The sequence below is a fragment of the Bacillus sp. R86525 genome (assembly GCF_042466195.1).
In the GTDB taxonomy this organism is placed as follows: Bacteria; Bacillota; Bacilli; order Bacillales; family Bacillaceae_G; genus Bacillus_A; species Bacillus_A nitratireducens.
Genome location: NZ_JAXHPX010000007.1, coordinates 4,901,143 through 4,919,224 on the forward strand (window position 1 = coordinate 4,901,143; position 18,082 = coordinate 4,919,224).

Below are 18,082 nucleotides of genomic sequence, written 5' to 3' on the forward strand. Positions count from 1 at the left end.
CTCTCTATTATTTTAACATAGTCGAGGAACATTTTTATTTTTCAAGAATATATATAATGAGGAGGAAATGATTGTGAAAATCGCAATTTCTGGTGGCACCGGTTTTATCGGTAAATACCTTTCTACTTTTTTTATTCAAAAAGGATATACTGTTTACATTCTGACTCGAAAAAAAACTGCTGAAACTTCACACACTAACCTTCAATACGTACAATGGACACCGGATTTACAGACCTTCCCCCTCTCTTCTATCGATGTAGTTATTAATCTAGCTGGAGAGTCTATTAATAGTAGATGGACAAAGAAACAAAAAGCAGCAATTTTAAACAGTAGAATTCAAACAACAAAAGGACTCATTAAACAATTGCAAGCACTTGATACAAAACCACACACACTTATTAACGCAAGCGCTATTGGATACTATGGAACATCTGAAACAGAGTCTTTTACCGAACAGCAAGAAATTCCTGGAAATGACTTTTTAGCAGAAACAGTATTTTTATGGGAGCAAGAAGCATCTAAAGCACGTTCTCTTGGAATAAGAACAATCTACTCAAGATTCGGAGTCGTATTAGGTGCAGACGGAGGAGCTCTTCCAAAAATGCTACTTCCCTATCGATTCTATATCGGAGGTACAATTGGATCTGGAAACCAATGGTTATCATGGATTCATATAGACGATGTGGTTCGCATGATGGATTTCATCATACACAAAGAAGAAATTGATGGTCCTCTTAATATTACAGCCCCCCTCCCTATAAAAATGAAAGAATTTGGAGAAGCCATTGCAACTATAATGAGAAAGCCTCATTGGTTACCTGTCCCTTCATTTATGCTTCACGCTTTATTGGGTGAGATGAGTATACTTGTACTAGAAGGGCAACATGTATTACCTATTAAAGCAATTGAACATGGATACCAATACACATTTCCGACAGTAAACCATGCATTACAAAATATACTTTCGCATACAATGTAGTACTTCTAAAACACAATTTTACAAGGGGGTCTAGGATCCAGAGCATTACTACACAAATAACCTTTCAGTTACTTTTTCTTAAATTCCATTAACATTGTAAAGTAACAGAAATGAGGTACCTATGAAAATATTGCTCAAACAAGCCATTGTGTACCCTATTACATCCCCAAAGTTCCAAGGTGATGTACTCGTTATAGGCGAACGAATTGCTGAGGTCAAATCTTCTATTCAGCCTACTCAAGATATGACCGTTATAGATGCGCGGGCCCTTCATCTCTTACCTGGATTTATTGATGTCCATACTCACCTTGGTCTCTATGATGAAGGTACTGGTTGGGCTGGAAATGATGCAAATGAAACCTCTGAAGTTTCAACACCACATATCCGTTCTTTAGACGGAATCCACCCTTTTGATATTGCATTTCAAGATGCTGTACAAAATGGAATTACAACTGTTCATGTTATGCCTGGGAGTCAAAATATTATCGGGGGTACTACTTGTGTAATAAAAACTGCTGGAACTTGTATTGATCATATGATTATTCAAGAACCTGCTGGTTTAAAAATTGCCTTTGGAGAAAACCCTAAAAAAGTTCATAGTAACGGAACAAAAGAATCAATAACACGTATGGGTATTATGGGTTTACTTCGAGAATCATTCTACGAAGCACAACACTATGGACATGAAGCTGATTTTCGAATGCTTCCTATTTTAAAAGCACTTCGCAGGGAAATACCAGTACGTATCCACGCTCATCGCGCAGATGATATTACTTCTGCTCTACGCTTTGCAACAGAATTCAATCTTGATTTACGTATTGAACATTGTACAGAAGGACACTTTATTGTTGAAGAGCTTTCGAAACACAATTTGAAGGTTTCAGTTGGCCCCACTCTTACACGCCGTTCGAAAATCGAACTAAAAAACAAAACATGGGATACTTACCATATATTATCAAAAAATGGAGTGGAAGTTTCTATAACAACAGATCATCCCTATACACCCATTCAATATTTAAATGTTTGTGCTGCTGTCGCAGTAAGGGAAGGATTAGACGAGAAAACTGCATTGGAAGGAATCACTATATTCCCAGCGCGAAATTTACGTTTAGAGGATAGAATTGGAAGCATTGAGGTTGGAAAAGACGCTGATCTCGTGCTATGGACACATCATCCTTTCCATTATTTAGCTAAGCCTGTACTAACTATGATTGATGGGAAAATAATTTACAAAAAAAATAAAAAAAACTAGTTTATTTTTTTGACTAGATAAAGTATTATACGATTATAAACTGAATGAAACCATAATCAATTTGTGTCGTGATTATCATTTTCAAATTGATGAATGGGGAAGGCAAATGGTGCGCCACCAGCGTTATAAACTGGTTCTAGTGGGTTCGATTCCCACCCCGAAATTTTTTAAAGATTGATATAAAAATTTCGAGGGTGGGGTGCTTTTTCGTCATGCTACCCTCGTGTGAGGAGGAGTTAGTGTGTTGAAAAAACGCGACTTACACGACAGCCACGTTCTATACGAATTAATGGTGGATCCAGCTGTCTTCCCTTTTGTGCGTCAAAAGGCTTATTCTTATGAGGAATATTTATTTTTAACAAAACAAACGATTGAAGCTGAAGAGCGTGGGGAATTAATTTCACGTACAATTTTAGATGAATGGGGTAACCCTATCGGAACAATTACTTTATTTGATGTGCAAGAAAAAGCCGGATTCCTTGGAACATGGCTTGGAAAACCGTACCATGGCAAAGGCTATAATAAATTGGCGAAAGATTCATTTTTTAGCGAACTCTTCTATGAATTAGATATTGAAACAATTTTTATGCGTATTCGCAAAATAAATATTCGTTCTATTAAGGCTGCCGAAAAACTACAATATGTAAATCTAGCAAATGAAACAAGAAAAGCCGTTTATGATGAAATTAACGCAAATGAAGAAGTATATAACCTATATGAAATTCCAAAAGATCAATATACACTTGCTACAATGCGAGATACAACATTCCAAGATGCTCATCAATTAAAAGAAGCATAGTCTAAATTTTTTGAAATAATAATTATTCAATACTAGTTTGCATATATGTATATCACCCCATGTCTTTGGAAACGATAGATAGTGACTTTAAGACACGAGGTGATTTGTAATGGATAAAAAGAAACGTGACAAAGCGAAAAACACATTATCTAGTACACAAGAAGTTCTTTATCAACGAGAATTTCGAAAAGCAGATCGTGCAGCGGGATATCGCTCAAAAAGTATTTAAAGTGAAACTGAATAATTAGAAGGTTTTCCCCCCTAATTATTCAGTTTCATTACATAAGACTTTCCAATGGATTGGCAAAAAAGGTTCCTTATAAATAAGGAACCTTTTTTGTGGACAACTTTATCCACAAAGACCATATAATTGTGCATAAATTCAAAAAACCTTTTACGAATTCATTTATTTAAATGAACACCAAACGCGCGAATTGTGGATAATTTTCTAAAAATTGTGGACTATGTGGATATAGTTGTTAATATTCCGATTTTATTGTCTAATGAAAGCGCGATCATTTGTGGATAAGTTTATAATTCACGCTTACTTTTGTTACAATAATAAAAAAACCCTCTTTAAAAGTTTAAAAGAGGGTTTCATATTAAGTAAAAGATTCGGCAAGAGCTGGTGATTTAATAGGTATACAACTCGGCTCTGCATGATTTTCTGCCAAAATTGCATCCACAATATGACCAGCTGGTTCCGGACGATAAATACTTTTCATCGCTTCTTTCATTTGAAGAAGCTTCATATCATCTTGCAATAACGCTTCTGTTTTTGCAAAAACTTCACTATCATCACGGATTACAACTGCAGCCCCTTTTCTTTCAAAATACAACGCATTTTCATTTTCTTGTCCTGGGACAGGCTTATATAAAATGACAGGTACTTGTAACGCTGCTGCTTCGCTTAATGTAATACCACCGGGCTTCGTAATCATACAAGAAGTAACACGGAATAACTCATCAATGTTTTCAACATAACCAAATACTTTTAAAGTATCCGAACTTTGCTCCTGCAGCCCCAATAAATCCTGCTTTAAAGCTTCGTTTTTCCCACAAACGACAACTACTTGTAAGTTTGGTACTGACATAAATGACTGGCATAGCTCTTTTACACTTCCTAGCACACCATGAGCACCTGCTACAATTAGTAACATCTTTTTATCCTTACATAACTGATATTTATTATATATAATTTCTGGATTTATCTTTAGCTCAAAACTACTACGAATCGGAATCCCTGTTTCAACAATTTGCTCTGCAGGCACACCAATATCAACCATCACTTTTTTCACATGATCTGTTGCTACAAAATAACGATCTACTTCTCGGTGGATCCATATTTTATGAACGCAAAAATCCGTTAATACGTTATAAACAGGAATAGAAATACCTATTTGCTTTTTCAATTCTGGTACAGCGATGATTGGAAAGGTATTAATAACAATATCCGGTTTCTCTACCTGTAATAGCGATTTCAAACGCTTTCTCCCAAAATTCGCATACCAAGATGCTATTTTTTTATCATAAATTTTCTCTACACCATAATAAAACAAACGATATAATTCTTTTCCTATCGTATAACTTTTTAAATATAAATATTTTGTAATATCGGTTATAACTGGATGTGATTCTCCAAATAAGTCGCATACAATTACATCTTTGATTCCTTTTTGGCGAAAGGTTTGTTCTAATGTTTTCGCTACTTGCACATGACCGTTACCGTAATGTGCAGTTAATATTAAAACCTTGGGGTTTTTTATCAAACAAATCCACTCCTAGCTTTTTGTTTCTCCATATTGCATATACGACAATAGGAAAAACATTTTCCTTAAACATTACATACTCGGATTCCAATATTCCCCTGTTAGCTATGTACCTGTCGTGGATATGCAAAGCATATAAGATTGACCCCTTAATCCTATCTGTGCTCATATCTTTACATTATACTTTCCTATAAGAGCTTTCGCAATAACTTACAAATGTTCTATATTTCATGATACTCACTCTTTTACTTCTTAATTCTTTTTACTATTTTGATTTCCCTTTACAATTATGTAAATTTCTCCGCTTATTCTTTACAAAAATATGGATATTCTCTCTTCAGTATACTCGGTTCCGAATATATACTCTAGATTTTATTATAAAGTGAAGGCTAATAATCAGTGGACGTTTACTTTCCACAAATAGAGGGATAAAGAAACAAAAAGTCTAATCCAATATTTGGATTAGACTGCTTTTAAAATATGTTTCGCATGCTCAACATTTTCTTCTGTCGGTGGATTCACATCCGCAAGTGGATACTTATGTCCAAGTGCCTCCCATTTATAAACACCGAGTTTATGGTATGGTAACACTTCCACTTTCTTAACATTCGATAGACTTTGAATAAAGCTTGATAATTTTTGCAGATCCTCTTCACCATCGGTAACACCAGGAACCAATACATGTCTTACCCAAATTGGTTTCTTTTTATCCGATAAATAACGAGCAAATTGTAAAATGTGTTCATTTGGTTTCCCTGTTAATTTACGATGTTTCTTTGAATCAATATGCTTCAAATCCAATAAAACTAAATCTGTATAATCCATTAAAATATCTAGCTTATTTTGGAATTCTGGCTCTTCAGAATAACAACCGCCAGAAGAATCGATCGTTGTATGGATACCAGCTTCTTTACACTTTTTAAACAACTCAATTAAGAAGTCTAGCTGTAATAGTGGCTCTCCACCGCTAACTGTTATACCGCCTCCAGAAGCTTCAATAAATGGAAGGTAACATGTCACATCCTGCATCACTTCTTCAACTGTTATTTCTTTACCTTTACCGATTTCCCACGTATCAGCATTATGACAATATTGACAGCGTAATAAACACCCTTGTGTAAATATGACATAACGAATCCCTGGGCCATCAACAGTACCACAAGACTCTACAGAATGTATTCTTCCTTTTACCATGTTACTTCCTCCTTTATTGAAACAGCCTCCCTCCGCTATATATTAAAAGCGGAGGGACACTTTTTTTCACTTACATGCTTTCATGCATTGTACGGTTAATTACATCAATTTGTTGTTCACGAGTTAATTTAATAAAGTTAACAGCGTAGCCAGATACACGAATTGTTAATTGTGGATATTTTTCAGGGTGCTCCATTGCATCCATTAATGTTTCACGATTAAATACGTTAATATTTAAGTGATGTCCTTCTTTTATTGCATATCCATCAAGCATAGATACTAAGTTGCGTACTTGTACATCATCTTCTTTACCAAGTGCTTTTGGAATGATAGAGAATGTATTAGAAATACCATCTTGTGCATCTTCATATGGTAATTTAGCTACAGATAATAGTGACGCTAATGCACCTTTTGTATCACGGCCATGCATTGGGTTTGCACCCGGTGCAAATGGTTCTCCAGTACGACGGCCATCTGGAGTGTTACCAGTTTTCTTACCATATACAACGTTAGATGTGATTGTTAAGATTGACATTGTATGAACAGAATTTCTGTATGTTTTATGTTTGCGAATCTTGTTCATAAATGTTTTCACAAGATTTACTGCGATTTCATCTACACGGTCATCATTGTTACCGTATTTAGGGAAATCTCCGTCAATTTCGAAATCAACTGCAATACCATTTTCATCACGAATTGGTTTTACTTTTGCGTATTTAATTGCACTTAAAGAGTCTGCTACTACAGATAATCCAGCGATACCTGTTGCCATTGTACGAAGAACATTTGTATCATGAAGTGCCATTTCAATACGTTCATAGCTATATTTATCGTGCATATAGTGAATTACGTTTAATGTATTTAAGTATAGACCAGCTAACCATTCCATTGTCATATCGAATTTACGCATAACTTCTTCATAATCTAATACTTCAGAAGTAATTGGTGCGTATTCAGGACCAACTTGCGCTTTTGACTTTTCATCTTTACCGCCGTTAACCGCATATAGTAATGCTTTTGCTAAGTTTGCACGCGCTCCGAAGAACTGCATTTGTTTACCAATTCTCATTGCGGATACGCAACAGGCAATACCGTAGTCATCGCCGTAATCAGGACGCATAATGTCATCATTTTCATATTGAATTGCTGATGTTTTAATAGACATTTTCGCACAGTAGTTTTTAAAGTTCTCTGGTAATTGTTTAGACCAAAGAACTGTTAAGTTTGGTTCTGGAGCTGGTCCTAAATTATCTAATGTATGCAAGAAACGGAATGAGTTTTTTGTTACTAACGGACGACCGTCTAAAGCCATACCACCGATAGATTCAGTTACCCAAGTTGGATCTCCAGAGAATAGTTCATTGTAATCAGGTGTTCTTGCGAATTTCACAAGACGTAATTTCATAATGAAGTGATCCACAATTTCTTGTGCTGCTTCTTCTGTTAAAGTACCATTTGCTAAATCTCTTTCAATGTAAACATCTAGGAATGTAGATGTACGTCCAAGACTCATTGCTGCCCCGTTTTGCTCTTTAATTGCTGCAAGATAAGCAAAGTATAACCATTGGAAAGCCTCTTGTGCATTTGTAGCTGGCTTAGAAATATCGAATCCATGAGAAGCAGCCATCTGTTTTAATTCTTGAAGTGCACGCATTTGCTCAGATAATTCTTCGCGTAAACGCATTGTATCTTCGCTCATTACACCACCAGTTAAATTAAAATCAGCTTTTTTCGCTTCAATTAAACGATCTATACCGTACAATGCTACGCGGCGATAGTCACCGATAATACGTCCACGTCCATATGCATCTGGAAGACCAGTAATAACACCTGACTTACGAGCCGCTTTCATTTCTGGTGTGTATGCATCAAATACACCTTGATTATGAGTTTTACGCCAGTCTCTGAAAATACTGCTAAGTTCTTTATCCATTTCATATCCATACGCTTCACAAGCTTGTTCCGCCATACGAATACCACCATATGGTTGTAAAGAACGTTTAAATGGTTTATCAGTTTGGAAACCGACCACTTTTTCAATATCTTTATTTAAATATCCTGGGTCATGTGATGTAATAGAAGAAACAATTTTTGTATCCATATCAAGAACGCCACCGTTTTCACGTTCCTTTGTTGTTAAATCCATTACTTGATCCCAAAGTTTTTTCGTTTCTTCAGTTGCTTCCGCTAAGAAAGAGTCTTCTCCCTCGTAAACGTTTACATTATTTAAAATGAAATCGCGAACATCAATCTCTGCTTTCCATTTTTCACCTTTAAAGTTTTCCCACGCGTTTTTTACATTTTCTAATACTTGAGTCATCCTAATCTCCTCCATTTTTGATTAGTACAGGACTACGTTTTTTTATATAACAGCTTACACACTTAGAATACTACTTTTTTTCGGAAGTGGACGAAATAGTTGTGACATGTTTGTGAAATGTTGAACAAACTACTATATTCGTAGTGTTAACTTCGTTTAAAAGTCTTTATAATTAACCCTTTCTTTAATTGTATTTTTTTGGTATTCTTATATATGAGTCCTATTTTGTAATATAAGAACGATACCCATTGTAGAGCTGTAATACTCTTATCTCCTAATCTGTTATAGTTTTTATAACAGAGCAAAAAAGTGTACATACGTTGTACACTTTTTTTGTTACTACTCTAAAACATCTCTTTTTCTATTCCCATCATAGAATCCACCACGACTACCCTTTAATCCAATTAATTGCTCTAACCCTTCTATATGATCACCTATAATTCGAAGGACAGCTGGAGGATGACCTATTTTTGCAAAATGTTCACTGGGACGAATACGGTTCATCTTATCGACCTCAACACGACTTACACATGCGATTTCGAATCCTGAAAGAATAGCTTTCACTTGCGCTACGCAAGGTGACAGTAACGATCTATACCCAATTGATTTCAAACACGTCCGGCTAAACGCATTAGGTACAGCAATAAGAGAGCCTACTCCTAAATCTTTTCGATCACAAGCTAAATTTAATGCATATTTAAATGCAGTTACAAGATGCAGTGGTACTCTCAAATCTAAATAATGGTTTAAATCATTTAATGCGACATCTGTTCCATCTGCAATTGCTTTTGCAAAGAGATATAGCTCACTAGCTGGAATAACAAAATCGCCGTCTATAAATAACACAATTTCTCCTTTTGCAAAATAAGTTCCAAGCGAACGCCCCACATCGTTTCCAAGTGCTTCTTTATATACAATTGTTGTTGCTCCCTTGTCTTTTGCAATTGTTGCCGTTTTATCGGACGAACCATTTACAACAACGATGATTTCAAAAGGTTCAATTTTACGAAGCTCTTCTATAACGTTCCCAATTGTTTTCTCTTCATCTTGTACAGGAATAATTACCGATAATTGCTCTCCTTTATACAAATTAGATGTAACTCCCCATCCTTGATAAAATTCTTCAAAATTTAAAGTATGATAGACACTCTCTCTTTTCCTATTTCCATCATAATATCCTCCGCGCTCATCGCTGCCTACTATCCGCTCTGCTACAGCTTCTATATGATCACCTATCATTCGTTTTTCAGATTGAGAAAGATCCGTGCCATATGCAGCATGCTCGAGTGGACGAAATTTATTCGGCGTAATAACGTCAATTGCACAATGACGACTAATTTTCCATTTACTTTGTGCTAAGCGTAAATGAGCCACAATAGGATTAACAAAACATTCATATCCAATACTTTGGACGACTTCTTTCGTCAACGCATGGGGTACAGATAATAAAGAATCAATTTTTAATTCTTCGCGCTCTAACATTGCATTTAATATTTGGCGCCATACTGTAATAGAATGTGGTTTTTGATTCTTTAAAAATAATGCGTCCAAATTATTTAAAGCGATATCCGCCTGATCATGCAAAATCGGATTAAGGAATAATTGTAATTTTGAAGTTTGAATAGCAAAATCACCATCTACAAACAGTAATACATCACCTATCGCATGTTTCGCACCAACTGCACGTCCAACGTCGTTACCAAGTGACTCTTTATACTGGATTACAGTACATCCTAAACTCTCAGCAATCGCTTCTGTGCCATCATTACAACCATTTGCTACTACAATAATCTCTACTGGATTCAATGGTTTTATCGATTGAACCACATCTGAAATCGTATCCACTTCATTACATACCGGAATAATAACTGATAACGACTTAGCCATTGTTTTCTTCACGAAACCATTTAATAGTTTCTTTCAATCCTTGTTCCCACGTTACTGTCGCTTGAAATTGAGCAAGTTCTCTTAATTTTGTTACGTCTGGTCTTCTATTTGGAATTTCCTCAAAACCATGTGGGTATACTTCTTCAAAAGGAACCTGTACAATTTTCGAAGAAGTATTCGTTAGTTTTTTGATTACTTCTGCTACTTCTTTAATATTTTTTTCATTCTCAGAACCTATATTAATAATCTCACCATCTATCTTCTCATCCATTGCCCGAATCGTTGCCTCGACCGCATCACTTACATACGTAAAGCAACGTGTCTGCTTTCCATCTCCATACACGAGAATATCATCACCTTGCAAAGCCGCACGAATAAATCGTGGTATTACTCCTGCATACGGACCATCTTTCGCTCTTGGACCATAAATATTAAAATAACGAACAATCGTTACAGGTAAACCTTCTAATGCGTATCCTAAACATAATGTCTCTTCTAACGTTTTACAAACTGCATAACTCCAGCGTATTTTAGAAGTTGCACCGTATAAACGATCTCCTTCTTCAGAGAATGGCGGCTCTCCCTTTCCATATACTTCAGAAGTAGATGCAAATACTACTTTCTTCTTCCCTTTTAACGCTGCTTGCAAAATGTTTCTTGTCCCATCAAAATTTGTTTCAATAAGCTCTATACTTTTTTCCATTGTCGTTTTAACACCTAATATTGCCGCTAAATGGAATACTACATCATGTTGATTTACTAATTCATCGATTGCCTTTTTATCTAAAACACTGATTGAAATAACTGGAATCTCTTTCATTAACTCATCATGATATTTATTTTTCCCTTTATAGAAGTTATCCACAATCGTGACTCCATAACCTCTTTTCACCAATTCTTCAGCCAAATGCGATCCAATAAATCCTGCGCCACCTGTAATTAAACATTTTTTACTCATACACTCACCTTCTTTATAATTCCACGTGTATCTATTAATCGCTCAATTCCTTTAAATAGATTCCAATCGATATTAGAGTGATCCGTTACAATTAAAATACAATCCGCTTGTTTAATTCTTTGTTCATCTAATGGAACGGATTGATATAGTGTATCTCCAATTTTCGCTTTAGAAATATACGGATCATGATATTCTATCTTGTATCCTTCTTTTATTAATAATTGAATAATTGGCAACGCTGGTGATTCTCTCAAATCATTTACATCTTTCTTATATGCAATCCCTACAATTAAAACCGTTGCTGGTGATTGCACCCTACCTTTTACTTTTTTAACTATTTTCTCTGGCATTTCTTCATTAATTACATGCGCTGCCTCAATTAATTGACTAATTGCTCCAGCCTTTCTTATTCTCCATTGAAAATACAAAGGATCTACCGGGATACAATGTCCCCCTATTCCTGGTCCTGGCCAATACGGAGTAAATCCAAACGGTTTTGTAGATGCAGCTTCAAGCGCCTCATAAAAATTAATATTCAAACTTTCACAAAGTATATTTAACTCATTTACTAATGAAATATTAACTAAGCGCTGAATATTTTCAAATAACTTACACATCTCGGCTACTTTCGGAGAGCTAACTGGAACGACTACATCAAATATAGTGCTATACAAATCCTGTACTTTTTGTTTACACTGCTCGGTTTGTCCACTAATAACTTTTGGAATTGTTTCGACTGAATACTGGCTATTCGCTGGATCAATTCGCTCTGGAGAATACCCAATATAATAATCTTCTCCTACCTTTTTACCTGTTTGAGAAATAATAGGAATGATAACTTCCTCCAGTGTACCTGGATATGTGGAGCTTTCAAAAATGAAGGTTTGTCCTTTTTGAAGGTGTTGTTGTATATAATAAGAGGCTGAAACGAGGGCACTTAAATCGGGTTCTTTATTCTCATTAATTGGTGTTGGCACAGTCACAATAACATACTCACTATTTTGGAACTCCGTAACACCTTTATCTGGTGTATTTACTATTAATTTTCTCTCGTTTAATAAATTTTGTAATACGTTAGAAGAAACATCAGGAATATAACTTTCTCCTTTGATTATTAATTCTATCTTCCTAGTATCTTTATCTAATCCAAGTACAGCATGTCCCCTTTCTGCAAAAAGGACAGCCAAAGGAAGGCCAACATATCCTAATCCAATAATAGTTACTTTACTACTAGCATCCATCTATATTTTCTTCTTCCTTTCTCAATTGTTGAATTATATCTCTATCCCGCTCTCCATCTGTAAAACCTCCGCGTTCGTCCGTATATTGTAATAAATAAGCAATCGCCTCAAGCTGATCTCCGAAAATACGATCGAATGCAGGAATTCGTCCGTTTACAAAACCGTGTTGCTCTGGACGTACCCGATTTGTTTTTATAACATCTACAAATTCCACTGCTGTAATAGAGCATTCTTCTAAAATAGCTTTCATTTGAGCTAATGGTGGAATGATAAGAGAATCATACCCAATTTTCTCTATTACCTTTTTACGCATAGCATGTGGTACTGCCGTTAACGAGTTGCTCCATAAATCTGGTCGTTTTGCTACCAAATTCACGAAATATTTCCCCATACTAATTGGATCTGCCGGGTGAAACATATCTAACAAACATTGCAAATCATTTAACGCCATATCATTCCCGTCTTCAATAGCATGCAAAAATGGAATTAGTTTTTTTGCCGGAATAGCAAAATCCCCATCAACAAATAAACAAATATCAGCTGTAGCATGCATAGCCCCTATCGCTCGCGCTACATTATGTCCAAGCGCCTTCCCAAATTCAACAACAATGACATTCTCTAGCTTTGCTTGTTTAATCGTCTCACCATCTGCTCCATTCGCAACAACTATAATTTCATCTACACCCGCTTTTTTCACTTCTTGTATAACGGATTTTATAGTCATTTTTTCTTCTGACACTGGTATAATCGCACTATATTTCGCTTTTTCCTTTTGTAATAAAATTGGTTTATACTTCCCTATAAACTCTCTATCCCTGTTTCCCTCCGAAAAACCGCCACGTTTACCATATGTTTCGATTACATATTGCAAAGCACGTAAATGATCACCCATAATACGACTAGTCGCTTTCGGATAAGGAGAACCAGGTGATGTACCAGTATGCACAGGACGAACCTTATTTGTGTGAATTACATCGACCGAAGCCATATCAACAATATCTACTCCTCTAGACATCGCCATCGCTTGAAATAATGCTGGATCTGCTAAATTCCACCATCCAAGCCTCTCGATAACTTCTCTACTCATCGCATGTGGAATTGCGATTAAAGATCCGACAACAAGCTCTTTTTTATTCAAATAACGATTCAACATGAATTTTCCAACTGTCGTATAATGTGGTCTCATCTTTAAATAAACCGACCATGTTAAATTATTCACAACAATTTGATGCCCCTGCCGAATTCCTTTCACGAAACGTTGTAACTCTTTACTCTCAATAACGATGTCACCATCTAAAAACAAAACAATTTCACCTTTTGCTTCTCTTGCTCCAATTGCCCGTCCCACATCATTGCCAAGAGAATGTTTATAATAAATCACATGGCAATGATGTTGTATTGCTATTTCTTTCGTCCCATCTGTCGATCCATTATCTACTACGATAATTTCATATGGTTCGAGCTTCTCCACTTCTACTAAAACTTGAGATAAAGTACTTGCTTCATTATGCGCCGGAATAACAACTGATACTCTCATACTTATATCACGCTTACCCTTCCAAACGAACATAAGCAATAATAGGAGTACGCACAATTACGTCTTCCGGTGGTCCATAAGAAGGAGAAGTACGAACACTTACCGCCCCGTCTGTCACAGATAAAAGAATGCCTGCAACAATTTCTACAGCTGTCACAACTTGCACTAACTCACCAACATGGTTACGCAGTTCATCAGTAAATAACATATATAAGTCTCCTTTCTTACACTTCTTTAATTGATATAATACTTGTAAATGGTAATAAAACTTCAGTTCCTATCCCCTCTTGCAGTGTTAAGAAATCGTCGCCAACTGCTACAATAACACCTGTTAACTGCCCAACCGTCACAGTAATTTCGACGTTTTTACCCAAATATTGCTTTGCAATCTCTTTAAAAGGTGATGTATTACATTCTTTTAAAATGTTACAAATAATCGATTGAAATTGACTTGATTCAATAAACTCTTCCGTAGCTTTCTTAGAATTTCTTTGAATAAATTTCGCAAAGTTTTGTGAAAATAAAAGCCGTTCCACAGCAGGCAGTAGTTTGTTATCTAAAAAATAATCTAATTGCCTATTAAACAATCGGGATAATTTATGCCAATATTTTCTGAATAGACACATACACTTCTCCTCCTATTATTTTTAAAATATAAAAAATACATCCATACATCTTAATGTATACAAAGCGGCTTTTTTTGTGATAGGTAAGACATACATTTTCTAGAACATATTCATTATTTTTGTATTACATTAATTAATAATCGGGGATATATTTTCTCAATACAAAAAAGACTATCCAAAAGGGATAGTCTTTTACACTTCAATATTTCGCAACATCGTATAAATATCGTTATTTACTTTACCAAACGATTTAATGTTATTTTGAATATTAGATAATAAAACAACATATACACTGCCATTTTTACTAAATCCATTTAAGCAATTCCAACCTGGCATTACACCATGATTTGAATAACTGCCTGGGTCTACATACCAGCCAAATCCGTAATCTTTTTTGACGGCAGTAAACATTTGATTATAACTCTCTTTTGAAATTAATTTTCCAGAGAATAGCGCTTCATTAAATAAATATAAATCATGCGCGCTCGTATATATATCACCACAACCATATAGTTGTGACATGCTCGGAATGTTAGGTGTTGTCATATTATTATTTACTATTTTATAACCCGTTGATGGGAATCTTGTTTGTTCTAACGCTGTACCAAAACCAGAATGTTTCATACCAGCAGTCGCAAAAATATGTTGTTTAATATATTCTTCTAATGGTTGTCCACTCACCTTCTCAGCAATGTAAGCAAGTATAGAGTAGTTCGAATCGGAATACTTCCATTTCTCTCCTGGACCCCCGATACGCTTTTGATTTCCTATCCGCTTTATCAGTTCTTCATGAGAAATATCCTCTTTTCCCTGCTCATATTCCGGAATGCCTGATGTATGTGTTAATAGATGTTTTAACTGAATGCTATTACCTTGAGGAAAGTCTGGAATATACTTTGCAACTGTATCCTCTACTTGTAATTTATTTTGATCTTTGAGTTGCATAATAGCAGTCGCTACAAATGCTTTTGAAATAGAGCCAATATAAAAGGTCGTTTCTGAATTATTCGGTACTTGCTTCTCTTTGTTCGCCATACCGTATCCTTTATTCAAAAGAACTTTTCCGTTCTTCACAATAACAGCTGTTCCACTAAATCCTGCGTTTTGTAAATATTGATCCAATTGAGCGTTTTCATTAATTTCTCGAGGCGGTCCTTCAGCAGGTTTCTCTATAACTTGCGCCTGCTTTATCTGTTCTTCCTGTTCTTTTTGTTTTCTTTGTTTTTCAGCTTCTTGTCTTTTCATTTCTTCTTGCTTTTTTATCTCTTCTTGCTTCTTCATTTCTGCTGCTGCTTTTAAAGTTTCCTCTTTTTTATTATGCGCAACAATTTTTGTATACATGAAATATACAAGTGAAAATAGTAGGACGAGAATGATTGTTCTTTTTATGTATACAATCGGACGACGCGCTTTCCCATTAACAGTATTTCTTTCCTGATCCATGATTACCTTTTTCCCCTTATTTACCGATAATTTAATTCATCTACACAAGACTTTCTCCAAACTATTTCAGTAGATTATAGACACTCCATTCTATGTCATCCCTACTTTATCACGCGCTGAACATATTACCAACCTATATGTATAAAAAAGAAAAAGAAAATTTACAAAAGTAAGATTCCCTTTGAAATTTCAACATAATAAAAGAGGATATCCTGTAAAAGATTGTTGTTATCAATCTTTTTGGATATCCTCTTATCTAACTATTTATACGTGTTTTTTCATATCATCGGCAACAGATTCAACATTTGTACCTACGATAACTTGTACACTTGTGTCACTTAATTTCATAACACCTTTTGCACCCGCACGTTTTAATGCTGGTTCATTTACTAAACCTGCATCTTTCACTTGTAAGCGTAAACGCGTTGCACAGTTATCAATAACTGTTAAGTTGTCTTTTCCGCCTAAAGCTGCTACGTAAGTTTCACCAATTGAACCTGCAACTGGTGCCTCACCATCTTCAACTAACTCATCGTCATCTTCACGACCTGGAGTTTTCAAGTTGAACTTCTTAATTAAGAAGTAGAATACTGCAAAGTAAATTGCTGCATAAATTAAACCGATACCTGCTAATAATACAGGTTTTGTTGCAATACCAAAGTTGATAACATAATCAATAGCACCAGCACTAAATGTGAAACCATCATGAATGCCAAGTGATGTTGTTATGAATAAAGAAAGACCTGTTAATACTGCATGCACACCATATAATACTGGTGATAAGAACATGAATGAGAATTCAATTGGCTCTGTAATACCAGTTAAGAATGAAGTTAATGCTAGACCACCTAACATACCTGTAACCATTTTACGCTTCTCTGGTTTAGCAGCCGCAATCATTGCGAAACACGCTGCTGGTAAACCGAACATCATAACTGGGAAGAAACCAGTCATAAACATACCTGCTGATGGGTCTTTTGCAAAGAAGCGTGCAATATCACCATGAACGATATCACCAGCTGCGTTTGTAAAGTCACCAAGTACGAACCAGAAGTATGTGTTCATTACGTGGTGTAAACCGATTGGAATTAATAAACGGTTTAATAATCCGAATAACCCTGCACCGATTGAACCTAAGTTTACGATACCGTGTGATACTGCATCAATACCAGTTTGGATTGTTGGCCAAATTTGACCGAATACTAATCCTAACAGAAGCATTACAATAGAAGTAATGATTGGTACGAAACGTTTTCCAGCAAAGAATCCTAACCATTCTGGTAGTTTAATCTTATGGAATTTATTGTATAGTAATCCAGCGATAACCCCAGCAATAATACCACCGAGTATGGCCATATTTATTTTTGGCGTTAACGCCGCTGCTTTTGAAATTTTATTCATTGTATCCGCTAATTTAGTTGGATCTACTGAACCGACTAAATCTTGAACACTTTTTAATTTATCGTTTAGTTCTGCTGTTGAGTAAGTAACACTTAAAGCATTAGTTGTATTCTTCATAACTAAATAACCAATTGCACCTGCAAGACCAGCTGCACCACTACCGTCAACAGATAAACCGATTGCAACACCGATTGCAAAAATAAGTGCTAAATTATCAAAAATTGCTGCACCGGCCTGTGCCATAACAGGAATGTTTAATACGTCTTCTTGTCCTAGACGAAGCAATAATCCTGCTGCTGGTAGTACTGCGATTGGAAGCATTAATGCTTTACCAATACGTTGTAAAAACTGCAACATTTTAATTCCCCCTAATTCAATTTATGAAATCGTTATCATTATAAGTACGCTTTAGAAAACGCTTTCTATTACATAATCATAATAACATATAGTTGTATAGATGTGTAGTTTTTATTTTTGAATTTTTTATGGATAAATCTCCTATTTCCAAACTGTTATATAAAAGGAAAATTCTCCTTTTTTAATACAGAATACTTAAAACGAAAGACCCACGATATAACATGTAACTTTCGTTTTATCATTCCACTTTTTCATGTTATTATTTATTTCCGAGCATATCGGGAAAAGTAAACTTAGTTAATTCGAAATAGGAGCGTTG

Annotated in this window: 15 protein-coding genes; 4 read left to right on the forward strand and 11 right to left on the reverse strand. The window is 35.4% G+C overall.

The window, feature by feature from the left end:
- Window positions 1-73 precede the first annotated feature (73 nt).
- From SJY24_RS27930 to SJY24_RS27945, 4 genes are all read left to right on the forward strand, one after another.
- Entirely contained in the window at window positions 74-979 is a 906-nt protein-coding gene (locus tag SJY24_RS27930) for a TIGR01777 family oxidoreductase (RefSeq protein ID WP_377866965.1), read from the forward strand.
- Window positions 980-1,100: 121 nt separating this feature from the next.
- Window positions 1,101-2,231: an amidohydrolase gene (locus SJY24_RS27935; RefSeq protein WP_377866966.1), complete on the forward strand. Its 1,131-nt coding sequence runs from the start codon at window positions 1,101-1,103 to the stop codon at window positions 2,229-2,231.
- A 241-nt stretch (window positions 2,232-2,472) separates the two neighbouring features.
- Window positions 2,473-3,030, forward strand: a complete 558-nt coding sequence (locus SJY24_RS27940; protein WP_000914737.1) for a GNAT family N-acetyltransferase — start codon at window positions 2,473-2,475, stop codon at window positions 3,028-3,030.
- Between the two features lie 109 nt (window positions 3,031-3,139).
- The gene (locus tag SJY24_RS27945) at window positions 3,140-3,259 is read left to right on the forward strand and encodes a YfhE family protein (RefSeq protein ID WP_000358484.1); all 120 of its coding nucleotides are present in this window, start codon (window positions 3,140-3,142) and stop codon (window positions 3,257-3,259) included.
- A 373-nt stretch (window positions 3,260-3,632) separates the two neighbouring features.
- Here the strand turns inward: SJY24_RS27945 and SJY24_RS27950 are convergent, their stop codons facing one another.
- The 11 genes from SJY24_RS27950 to nagE form a co-directional block, all read right to left on the reverse strand.
- On the reverse strand, window positions 3,633-4,799 hold the full coding sequence (locus SJY24_RS27950; protein ID WP_377866968.1) for a diglucosyl diacylglycerol synthase: 1,167 nt from the start codon (window positions 4,797-4,799) through the stop codon (window positions 3,633-3,635).
- 462 nt (window positions 4,800-5,261) lie between these two features.
- Window positions 5,262-5,993 (reverse strand): pyruvate formate-lyase-activating protein, encoded by a 732-nt coding sequence (gene pflA, locus SJY24_RS27955; protein WP_000238462.1) that lies wholly within the window; start codon window positions 5,991-5,993, stop codon window positions 5,262-5,264.
- Between the two features lie 70 nt (window positions 5,994-6,063).
- Window positions 6,064-8,313, reverse strand: coding sequence for a formate C-acetyltransferase (gene pflB, locus SJY24_RS27960; protein ID WP_377866970.1), 2,250 nt, complete (start codon window positions 8,311-8,313; stop codon window positions 6,064-6,066).
- Window positions 8,314-8,652: 339 nt separating this feature from the next.
- The gene (locus SJY24_RS27965) at window positions 8,653-10,200 is read right to left on the reverse strand and encodes a glycosyltransferase family 2 protein (protein ID WP_377866971.1); all 1,548 of its coding nucleotides are present in this window, start codon (window positions 10,198-10,200) and stop codon (window positions 8,653-8,655) included.
- Window positions 10,193-11,158 carry an NAD-dependent epimerase/dehydratase family protein gene (locus SJY24_RS27970; RefSeq protein ID WP_377866972.1) on the reverse strand — a complete coding sequence of 322 codons (966 nt, stop codon included), beginning with the start codon at window positions 11,156-11,158 and terminating at the stop codon, window positions 10,193-10,195. The genes SJY24_RS27965 and SJY24_RS27970 overlap by 8 nt, the downstream gene beginning before the upstream one ends.
- Complete coding sequence (locus tag SJY24_RS27975; RefSeq protein ID WP_377866973.1) at window positions 11,155-12,399, reverse strand: nucleotide sugar dehydrogenase; 1,245 nt, start codon at window positions 12,397-12,399, stop codon at window positions 11,155-11,157. The genes SJY24_RS27970 and SJY24_RS27975 overlap by 4 nt, the downstream gene beginning before the upstream one ends.
- Window positions 12,389-13,936: a glycosyltransferase family 2 protein gene (locus SJY24_RS27980; protein ID WP_377866974.1), complete on the reverse strand. Its 1,548-nt coding sequence runs from the start codon at window positions 13,934-13,936 to the stop codon at window positions 12,389-12,391. Before SJY24_RS27980 ends, SJY24_RS27975 begins: the two co-directional genes overlap by 11 nt.
- Window positions 13,937-13,949: 13 nt before the next feature.
- Window positions 13,950-14,144, reverse strand: a complete 195-nt coding sequence (locus tag SJY24_RS27985; protein WP_000899471.1) for a hypothetical protein — start codon at window positions 14,142-14,144, stop codon at window positions 13,950-13,952.
- Window positions 14,145-14,160: 16 nt separating this feature from the next.
- Window positions 14,161-14,562 carry an LSm family protein gene (locus SJY24_RS27990; RefSeq protein ID WP_000335528.1) on the reverse strand — a complete coding sequence of 134 codons (402 nt, stop codon included), beginning with the start codon at window positions 14,560-14,562 and terminating at the stop codon, window positions 14,161-14,163.
- 192 nt (window positions 14,563-14,754) lie between these two features.
- Window positions 14,755-16,005: a serine hydrolase domain-containing protein gene (locus SJY24_RS27995; RefSeq protein ID WP_377866976.1), complete on the reverse strand. Its 1,251-nt coding sequence runs from the start codon at window positions 16,003-16,005 to the stop codon at window positions 14,755-14,757.
- A 264-nt stretch (window positions 16,006-16,269) separates the two neighbouring features.
- Complete coding sequence (nagE, locus tag SJY24_RS28000) at window positions 16,270-17,763, reverse strand: N-acetylglucosamine-specific PTS transporter subunit IIBC (protein ID WP_377866977.1); 1,494 nt, start codon at window positions 17,761-17,763, stop codon at window positions 16,270-16,272.
- Window positions 17,764-18,082 lie beyond the last annotated feature (319 nt).

Excerpts from the sequence above, each read along its gene's own strand:
- SJY24_RS27935 (WP_377866966.1), top strand. The coding sequence starts at position 1,101 with ATGAAAATATTGCTCAAACAAGCCATTGTGTACCCTATTACATCCCCA.
- SJY24_RS27945 (WP_000358484.1), top strand. The coding sequence starts at position 3,140 with ATGGATAAAAAGAAACGTGACAAAGCGAAAAACACATTATCTAGTACA.
- pflA (WP_000238462.1), bottom strand. The coding sequence starts at position 5,993 with ATGGTAAAAGGAAGAATACATTCTGTAGAGTCTTGTGGTACTGTTGAT.
- pflB (WP_377866970.1), bottom strand. The coding sequence starts at position 8,313 with ATGACTCAAGTATTAGAAAATGTAAAAAACGCGTGGGAAAACTTTAAA.
- SJY24_RS27965 (WP_377866971.1), bottom strand. The coding sequence starts at position 10,200 with ATGGCTAAGTCGTTATCAGTTATTATTCCGGTATGTAATGAAGTGGAT.
- SJY24_RS27970 (WP_377866972.1), bottom strand. The coding sequence starts at position 11,158 with ATGAGTAAAAAATGTTTAATTACAGGTGGCGCAGGATTTATTGGATCG.
- SJY24_RS27975 (WP_377866973.1), bottom strand. The coding sequence starts at position 12,399 with ATGGATGCTAGTAGTAAAGTAACTATTATTGGATTAGGATATGTTGGC.
- SJY24_RS27980 (WP_377866974.1), bottom strand. The coding sequence starts at position 13,936 with ATGAGAGTATCAGTTGTTATTCCGGCGCATAATGAAGCAAGTACTTTA.
- SJY24_RS27985 (WP_000899471.1), bottom strand. The coding sequence starts at position 14,144 with ATGTTATTTACTGATGAACTGCGTAACCATGTTGGTGAGTTAGTGCAA.
- SJY24_RS27990 (WP_000335528.1), bottom strand. The coding sequence starts at position 14,562 with ATGTGTCTATTCAGAAAATATTGGCATAAATTATCCCGATTGTTTAAT.
- SJY24_RS27995 (WP_377866976.1), bottom strand. The coding sequence starts at position 16,005 with ATGGATCAGGAAAGAAATACTGTTAATGGGAAAGCGCGTCGTCCGATT.
- nagE (WP_377866977.1), bottom strand. The coding sequence starts at position 17,763 with ATGTTGCAGTTTTTACAACGTATTGGTAAAGCATTAATGCTTCCAATC.